Annotated in this window: 11 protein-coding genes; 5 read left to right on the top strand and 6 right to left on the bottom strand. The window is 42.1% G+C overall.

What is annotated here, in order from left to right:
- A partial coding sequence (locus IH879_15825) for a hypothetical protein (protein ID MCH7676396.1) occupies nucleotides 1–428 on the bottom strand: 428 nt, incomplete at its 3' end.
- On the opposite strand from IH879_15825, the gene IH879_15820 reads away from it, so the two are divergent.
- Both IH879_15820 and IH879_15815 read left to right on the top strand, forming a co-directional pair.
- Nucleotides 402–671, top strand: a complete 270-nt coding sequence (locus IH879_15820; protein MCH7676395.1) for a hypothetical protein — start codon at nucleotides 402–404, stop codon at nucleotides 669–671. The two genes, IH879_15825 and IH879_15820, sit on opposite strands and share 27 nt — an antisense overlap.
- Before the next feature lie 191 nt (nucleotides 672–862).
- On the top strand, nucleotides 863–1,435 hold the full coding sequence (locus IH879_15815; GenBank protein MCH7676394.1) for a hypothetical protein: 573 nt from the start codon (nucleotides 863–865) through the stop codon (nucleotides 1,433–1,435).
- A gap of 190 nt (nucleotides 1,436–1,625) precedes the next feature.
- Here IH879_15815 and IH879_15810 read toward each other — a convergent pair whose 3' ends face one another.
- Nucleotides 1,626–1,952 carry a hypothetical protein gene (locus tag IH879_15810; GenBank protein MCH7676393.1) on the bottom strand — a complete coding sequence of 109 codons (327 nt, stop codon included), beginning with the start codon at nucleotides 1,950–1,952 and terminating at the stop codon, nucleotides 1,626–1,628.
- A gap of 230 nt (nucleotides 1,953–2,182) precedes the next feature.
- On the opposite strand from IH879_15810, the gene IH879_15805 reads away from it, so the two are divergent.
- Nucleotides 2,183–2,812: an adenylate kinase gene (locus tag IH879_15805; protein MCH7676392.1), complete on the top strand. Its 630-nt coding sequence runs from the start codon at nucleotides 2,183–2,185 to the stop codon at nucleotides 2,810–2,812.
- A gap of 192 nt (nucleotides 2,813–3,004) precedes the next feature.
- A complete protein-coding gene (locus IH879_15800) occupies nucleotides 3,005–3,316 on the top strand; it encodes a hypothetical protein (GenBank protein ID MCH7676391.1) in 312 nt (103 codons plus the stop codon).
- A 79-nt stretch (nucleotides 3,317–3,395) separates the two neighbouring features.
- Here the strand turns inward: IH879_15800 and IH879_15795 are convergent, their stop codons facing one another.
- Nucleotides 3,396–3,827, bottom strand: a complete 432-nt coding sequence (locus IH879_15795; GenBank protein ID MCH7676390.1) for a hypothetical protein — start codon at nucleotides 3,825–3,827, stop codon at nucleotides 3,396–3,398.
- Between the two features lie 267 nt (nucleotides 3,828–4,094).
- On the opposite strand from IH879_15795, the gene IH879_15790 reads away from it, so the two are divergent.
- Nucleotides 4,095–4,304 (top strand): hypothetical protein, encoded by a 210-nt coding sequence (locus IH879_15790; GenBank protein MCH7676389.1) that lies wholly within the window; start codon nucleotides 4,095–4,097, stop codon nucleotides 4,302–4,304.
- On the opposite strand, the gene IH879_15785 is transcribed toward IH879_15790, so the two are convergent.
- From IH879_15785 to IH879_15775, 3 genes are all read right to left on the bottom strand, one after another.
- Nucleotides 4,292–5,695 (bottom strand): DUF2851 family protein, encoded by a 1,404-nt coding sequence (locus IH879_15785; protein ID MCH7676388.1) that lies wholly within the window; start codon nucleotides 5,693–5,695, stop codon nucleotides 4,292–4,294. The genes IH879_15790 and IH879_15785 overlap by 13 nt on opposite strands.
- A 147-nt stretch (nucleotides 5,696–5,842) precedes the next feature.
- Nucleotides 5,843–7,054 (bottom strand): CapA family protein, encoded by a 1,212-nt coding sequence (locus tag IH879_15780; GenBank protein MCH7676387.1) that lies wholly within the window; start codon nucleotides 7,052–7,054, stop codon nucleotides 5,843–5,845.
- Nucleotides 7,055–7,073: 19 nt separating this feature from the next.
- Nucleotides 7,074–7,505, bottom strand: coding sequence for a hypothetical protein (locus IH879_15775; protein MCH7676386.1), 432 nt, complete (start codon nucleotides 7,503–7,505; stop codon nucleotides 7,074–7,076).
- Nucleotides 7,506–7,813 lie beyond the last annotated feature (308 nt).

The following is a 7,813-nucleotide window of genomic DNA, read 5'->3' as shown; positions in this document are numbered from 1 at the left end:
TCGAGATGTTCTCCGGCTATGTCATTCCCCCGTCCGTCAGCGCTGTAGGCACGACGGTGTTGTATAGTGACCAACCCCAGCGCTGGATCTACCTCACGGTCGACGATTCTCAGGACACTCCCTCCGATGTGGGGATTAACACGCTGAACCAGACGAATGGCAGTATTGGCGTGAGCGCTTTTGTGGAAGAGAGCCTTCGTTATCAAACCGTCCCTACACGTAACTACTATACGCATGATACTGATGGACTGCGTGTGGCCTGGAATTCCACCGGCACATCTGTGACTTTCGAAATCGGCAATCGCCAACTCTGGTTCTATGATTTCCTCAACTTTCGGGTAGGGCAGCGCTTTCGTTCGAGCGGCAACCTTAACCAGATAAATACGCCACAGGATCTGTCTGTGACCATCTCTGACGCGCTCGGCCATACCTCGCCAACTGTCGTGGTGTCAGTTTTTACGCCTATCCTCTACACCGACAATGTAGGCACATATACTAAGTCAATTATGCAAACGGTGCGAATTCCGCTTCGAGCCTTTACGGCAAATGGGTCGCATTTGGACCTGTGGCATGTCGATAAAGTCAGGTTTAACTTCAATCAGACCGGGACTGGCGAACTCATCATCGATGACGTCGAGTTTCTTGGTTTGGATATTTCAGAACCTGATTGAATTATGTTATGGAGGTGACACAAATGAAACAAAGAACAATAATTTCGATGATAATCGGTCTATTGGTGGTTGGTTGCGTGGGTGAGTCGAAATCTCCGGACGAAATGGCACGCCAACTTCAATCCAAAATGCCTAAGGCACCGGAGCGGCCGACCAAAAGAGTTAGCACACCCGTCCAAGACCAGCCACAGTTGCCCTTCGAGGTATACACTTGGCGGCCGCGAGACAGAGAGGGATATGAGCTAGAGATCGTGATATTAGGAAAGAACCTTACTGAGGCTGAGTCGCTAACTATCGGCAAGGTTGTAGTCAAGTTAACGCCGTCTGAGGACGGTCGGTCGGCTGTTGGACGGTACCCATCTGAAGCACAGAAGGATATGCCAATCTTGCTGAAGGTGGGAGAGCACGAGGTCGAGCTACCTGAACGCTTCTCGCCATTGAAGCTCGAAGGGTTGCCGAAAATTCAAAGCTGTTCCTTTTCCTGGGAGACGGTTCAAGCACCAGAGCGCATTCCCGAGGTTGGAGGTCGTTCCATCCGAGCCATCCGTTTCGACTGCCGTATAGGTAGTTTTGAAGCCAGGAATGCGCCAGTCACAGCGTTCATTGGCTCATTTGTGATTCTAAATACCGAGATTACAGAAGCTGGCAATCGCTTGACTGGCTATGTCTATCGCGTCAACCAACTTGAGGATGGAACACCTTTAACTATCGATTTCGGACACGGATTACGAGTCCTCGCCCCGCTACTATTTAAACGACCGTGATGAAATAGAGAGCTCTCTCAAATCAATGGCTCACGATCATAGAGTCCAAAATCAAGGTTTCATAGATTGACATCTGAGTTATTTTTCTATTCACAATTCGGTGTATATCATCAGTTTCCAACGGACGACGAATAGTGGGGCACGATTTGGTCACAATTCAGACTCAACAGGAATCTCGGAACAAAGTCAGCTAATCATTACAAAATTTTCGCCAACTTCCTTCATGAATGGTAAGCTGTCTATCAGTAAAGTCCAAATCCTTAACATGCAATGTCAGTGCTTCCATTAAGCGAAGCCCGGAACCGAACAGGAGAGATGAGACAAGCCAATATTTGCCCCGCAGATGTAACAAGACTTTTTTGGCTTCATCTCTGGTAAATACGACCGGAATTTTCTTAGGCTTTTTTACCCAGTGAAAGTTTTCCAACCTGCCAATCTTCTTTCTTGAGCACGGAGGCAAGTAAGTCTCGAACTTTGCGACCAGATCGGAACCGAACTCAATTTTTCCTTGTTGCATTTTTCAAAATTTATATTAAATTTAAATGTATGGCAAGAAAGACTTTGAAAAAGGGATTTACCGTTTATCAGGATAGACATATCGTCCCCTAGGGGACGCAGGCCATAGGAAAAAGGGCGCTCGTCGATTCGACCATTGGACGTTCGCCCTTTTTATTGTTTTAGACGTTTTTTTTGATAGCATTTTGAAAATAGTATGTTTTACCCGGTAGAGTCAAGTAAGGAACAAATATGAGAATAATTCTAATCGGCCCCCCGGGATCGGGTAAAGGCACTCAAGCCAAAAGGATTGTAGATAAATTGCATATCCCGCACATTTCATCGGGAGACATGTTGAGGGAAGCGATTTCAAATGAAACGCGATTAGGAAAAGAAGCTAACTCATACATGACAAAAGGCGCTCTTGTACCCGATAATTTGGTAATTGCAATGATAGTAGACCGCATTGGTCAACCTGACGCCCGCAACGGTTTCTTACTTGACGGTTTCCCAAGAACGCTCCCTCAGTCACAAGCTCTTGAAAAAGCGCTTGAAAAGTCGGACGTCAAAATTGATTATGTTCTTTTAATTGCAGTACCGGATACTGAAATCATTGATAGGAATACCGGCCGGAGAATTGATCCGGTGACTGGAAAAATTTATCATATCAAGTTTGATCCCCCCCCTGACGAGGTGGCCTCGCGGGTCGTTCAAAGAAATGATGATAAGGAAGAAACTGTCAAATACCGCTTAAATAAATATCATGGAGAGACGGAACCCATCATCCCGTATTATGAAGAACGGGAGTTAGTCTGTAAGGTCTCAGGCGTCGGCACTCTCCATGAGGTCGAAGATAGGTTGTCTAAATTTCTAGGCCTGTAAATCGAAAATCAAAAAAAAGCGCCGATACTTCCCGTCGCCGTGCAAATATTTTCGGAAATACCAGCGCTAAAATAAATTCCTTTTTAATACATTCCAATTTTTGAAATTATTCCGCAAAACGAAAAGAAATCAACAATTTTTTCAAAAGCATCCACCTTGCGACTGAATAAAATTTGAAAGGAAGGAACTATTATGGCCGATGACAAACAGCAGTTCAAAAGAAAGCTCTCAGCCGAAGAAGCAGGTGGAAATTACATTCTGATTCAAAAGAAAGAACTCGATTTCTTCCCAAAAGCCGGCAAGCCTTTTAAAGTGCAAGTCGGCGAAAAGGGCGTTAATTCGTCTGTTGAGGCAGTAGAATGCTGGTGCCGGGGTCCTAAAAAACCTCACAGCCACTATCGTCTGAACCTGGTTGAATTTAAAAAAGTTATCAAGATGCATTGGGGCACAAAAATTATTATCGAAAAGCTTGCGCCTGAGAAATTTAAACTTGTGGCAGGTTAAAACAAAAAAGCAGCGCTCCGTGAGAGGCTGCCAACTCAAAAAAGAAGAATATTCGCGGTGAACAGGTAACTTGGTGGGCCTATCTAAACATCGCTTTAATACTGCCCCAGGTCTGTCGGGCGCTCGAAATGGTTGGCTTTACCGAAATAATCTTTGAATAAGTATAAGACTCGTCGTTGTCGACTATTTTTAATCGATAATAAAAAGTGCGGTCCGAACTCTTGAAGACCGATTTATCTTCATAAGTATATTCTTTTTTATCTTTAATCTCGCTGCTTGCCTTAAGAAAATCCAGCTTTTTAAAACTCTCGTTTTTATTTTCATAACTTCTCTCTATCTCGAAACCTTTCAAATCGATTTCATTTTGTGTCGTCCATTTTATGGTCACTCTGTTAAAGCCGGGTTGACCTACAAAATCTAATATAATCGTTCCCGCCATCAGAAAATTAGAAGCAATTATCAAAATTAAAATGGGATGAATGAAATATTTCGAGAGTTTTTTGATATACATTCGCATGGATGCTTGTAACATATGATTTGTTGCCGATATAAATACTAAATTAAAGTTTAAACTAACAAAGTCAAGTTTTTTTTAGAATTTCTTTAGTTGATAATATTTGATGGATGAATTCTTCACAACTGTCGAATCAATTACCTACGGTTAGATTTTATTTTTCAAGGATGCATCATAGCACCCGATATTATATTTCGGATGTCCACTCAATAAAATTGAGCATTTTTACATTAATATCACAGGTTCAAACTAGCGGAGAACATGATGGTCAATTCAAATTACAAAGATTTGCACAAAATAAACATAACCCAATTATCCTGTACGAATTTAAAAAAGCATGTTACTGAAATGTTAGAAAACTCTTCGCACTGTAAAGCGATCCTCGAATGTGTCAATCAAGATACCGGTGAATACCGAATTGTTTTGGAAGGTATTATTGAAACCGAAACCTATAGGGCTGCCTATTTTTCCTGAGATAAACTCAGGCACTCAGAACAGCGTAGAGGTTTGCAGTATAACTTATGCAAATAGATCAAGCCTTGCTGCTGAAAAGAAGATTTAACCTGTTTTGGGTTATTTAATTGTTCCCGCATTCCCCGGGTTATGGAATTTTCAGCGAGCTTGGGGAATCTGCCAAAGAGTTCCCGAACGCAGTTTTTCAAAAAGCCGTCTTTCGTTTCACAATTATAAAGATACATCACCGGAATGACTGTATTCACAATAATATCTCTTGCTCGATCTTTGCCAATCAAGGTAGGATCTCTTTTATCCAACGAGTCATCTAACCGATAGTGCTGTGCCCAGAATCCTTCAGTTTTGATAAGTAAATTTGACTCTAATTCGCTGGCCAGTCTTTTATAATCCTGCATATTCCCGGAGAATATTTTTTGAAACCCGTTAAGAAAGCCTTGTCTATAAAACTTCAAAAGAAGCTGCACCATTCCGGCCAAACGGCGGGTTGGGAAGTTTTGCGGACGGAGTCGGAAAAATTGCCACTCGTGGTGTTTCATCGGTTTTATTTCGAGACGGTGTGACATTTGATCCCATAAATATTGGAGTGGGGCAACATAATCGAGAGATTCAGCATCCAGCTTTATTTCCGAACTTTTTGTGTGCTGTGACGGCAGCAGTCCCGCGGCCCCAAAAAGCAATGCAGCACATTTTTTTAACGCCATCTCTTCGGACACCCATTGCATTTCGGAGCAGACCATTTTATACGGCACCACCTCAGAAAGCTTTCGAAATTGAATCTGATTTTTTGAATACCCCAGCGCTTCAAAAATTTTGTTATAAATTAATTGGTCCCATGAAGCATGAATCAAATCCTCCTGCAATTGCTCCACTTTCTCCTGTAAGCGACGCTCACCAGCCACATGAATGGTTGCCAGAATTTTCGTTTCATCCGTTCGAGATAAGGGACAGTTTTGTACAATCGAAAACGACCTGCGTTCCGCCTCAGAGCCAATATTTGAGGTAGTTCTCAGTTCAGAAGAATCGCTACCAATATTTACATAAACTTGATGAACCTTTACACCATCCTCTCTTGCGATGTACTCTTCATCTTTTGATTCTTTAGAAATCACATGCAGAATAACATTATTATAGGCAGGATCGGTGTGATGTTGGTGCGCGTACCAACCGGATGCATCTAAATGTACTTCGATATCGCCCTTTAACAACCTTCCATCCAATTTAATGATAGCATCTTTAAAGTCCGGTCCGGAATCCAGATTTTCGGTGCCGGAATAAAGCACTTCTACCGTCCTGCCGGCGGTTGTTTTCAAAGGCTGGCTGAGCTTGGTGAGCTTTGGACTCTTCCAAAATTTCTGAAGTTGGATTTCTTGATCATGGATCTTTAATTCCATTTATTGATCCTGTTTTTTCAGTTCATAAGACCACTAATGGACGTTAATTAGTTGTTTTCAAAAAACTTTATAGTCCTAATTTATTGGCGTACGTTCGCGTTAATTTGCGGTTACTCAATATTAATTTAAATTCGGGGCCGAACCTAATTATAATGCAGGGTCGGATTTTCTGATGGGTTCAGTCGTACCCGACTTTGCCGACTCAATAATATCGGTTGTCGAGCCGGAATTCCAAAATGTACTGACAGCTATGTTTAGCAGCCAATCGTCGTGGAAGCCGGCCCAGTCTCCCAAAATTATTCCGGAATTTCCAAGGATATTTCGACCGTTATTTAAATTCAAACTTAAAGTAGACAGCTTGGACAAAACGGCTTCCTTTCGTTCTCCGTCCAAGAGTGCGGGTTGGAACTCAACCTCCCGATTGTCCACATTGATCGGAATGCATTGCGCATACTGTAGCCCATCGTCGTTTAAGTAAGCCTTCAAAATAATACTGTCCACTGCAAGTTTACTGTAAGATCCGAAAGCGAAATTACCCAAACTATAGGCGATGAGCCGATTCTTGTACAACTCGATTCCCTGCAATACGTGTGGGTGGTGCCCGAGAATCAAATCCGCCCCGCTATCGATTGCCAGGTGTGCAAAATAAACTTGATAATCTTTCGGGGTTTCGCGCTTTTCAGCACTCCAGTGAAAGGACACAACCGTGAAATCAACAAAATTCTCCCAGACTTCCAGAGAGTGCTGCATTAGTTCCGGCTCGGGATAAGCCGTGCCGCTGCTATCCTTTTTGGCATAAAATTCGGTTGGAAAAGTCATGGAATAGCCAAAAAAAGCGATCCTTTTCCCATTCGTTTCAAAGACGGCGGGTTGATGTGCTTCATACAAATCTTCTCCGGCTCCGCAATGTTTTATGCCAATCTTATCAAGAGTTTGAATCGTTGAAAGAAGACCGCTTTCGCCAAAATCCATGATATGATTGTTGGCTAAAGTGACAACATCAAATCCTCCTGCAAGGAGACCCCTTGCATATTTTGGCGGTACTTTAAAATTAAACTTCTTTTCAAATGCCACGGTATCTTCCGTGAACGGCGCCTCTAAATTGGCTATTGCTATATCTGCGGCTTCAAAGTATCGATTGGTTTTTTTAAAAGGATAATCTGCACCCTGCTCGGCTAAGACAGGGATAACCCAGGAACCCAGCATCACGTCACCGACTGCGGCGAGGGAAATTCCTGGATTTAATTTAATAGAATGGGCGGGTTCGAATTTTAAATAAATTTGCGCAGTGGCAGGCTGGGACTTATCAAGGAGAAAAAATGCAAAAAAAATGCTTAAAACAATTTGTCCCTTCCTCATTCCCATCTCCTTTGAGAACTTATTTCTTGGTCTGGGCTTTGGTTTTTGGCGAGGTTGATTTCTTCGAAGCTGTTGGTTTACCGGTAGATTTTTTTGTAGTTGTTTTCTTAGCTTCTGTCTTAGTTGCAGATTTTGATTCGGAAGTACTACTCTTCTTTGACTTCACTTTTGCGAGCTCCGACTTTTTATCATCTAGTTCTTTTTCAAGAATTTTGATACATTCGATGACTTCCCTGGCTTCCTTATCTGTCGAAATCTCGGTCTCCTTTTCTTTGGTAATCAGCTGATATACCCGGCCGCCCAATTCAGAAAAGTTTTTCTCAATATTCCGTTTAATGTTAAGTATATCAATTTTAATTTTACCAATTTTTGTTAATACTCCAGTCTTTTCAACCACAGTGTCAACACCTTCACGAATCGTCTTCGCGATGTCGTCCCATAAATTTGCCATGTTTACTCCTTGTTTTTTTTAAGTAACATTAATATAGAAAACTAACCAAAATTTTTCAAGTTAAATAAATAGTAGCCTAAATTGCATGTCGCCTTATTTTTTCTTCTCCTCTCTGGCATTCTCAAACTCATCTCCTGGCGTCCAGGTAGGAGACTTCTCAGCATTTGCTACCCACAATCCTGCCAGAAAAATTGCCTGGACATTCTTTTTCATATAACCAAAATTAAAATAAGATAAATTCGCATCGTCGGACGGCTGATGATAAAATTTGTTAAAATTGGCAAACCACTCACGCCTTATACCAAACC

This window comes from candidate division KSB1 bacterium (assembly GCA_022562085.1).
In the GTDB taxonomy this organism is placed as follows: domain Bacteria; phylum Zhuqueibacterota; class Zhuqueibacteria; order Oceanimicrobiales; family Oceanimicrobiaceae; genus Oceanimicrobium.
The sequence above is the reverse complement of the archived record's forward strand: the minus strand, read 5'-3'. Positions and strand labels throughout refer to the sequence as shown.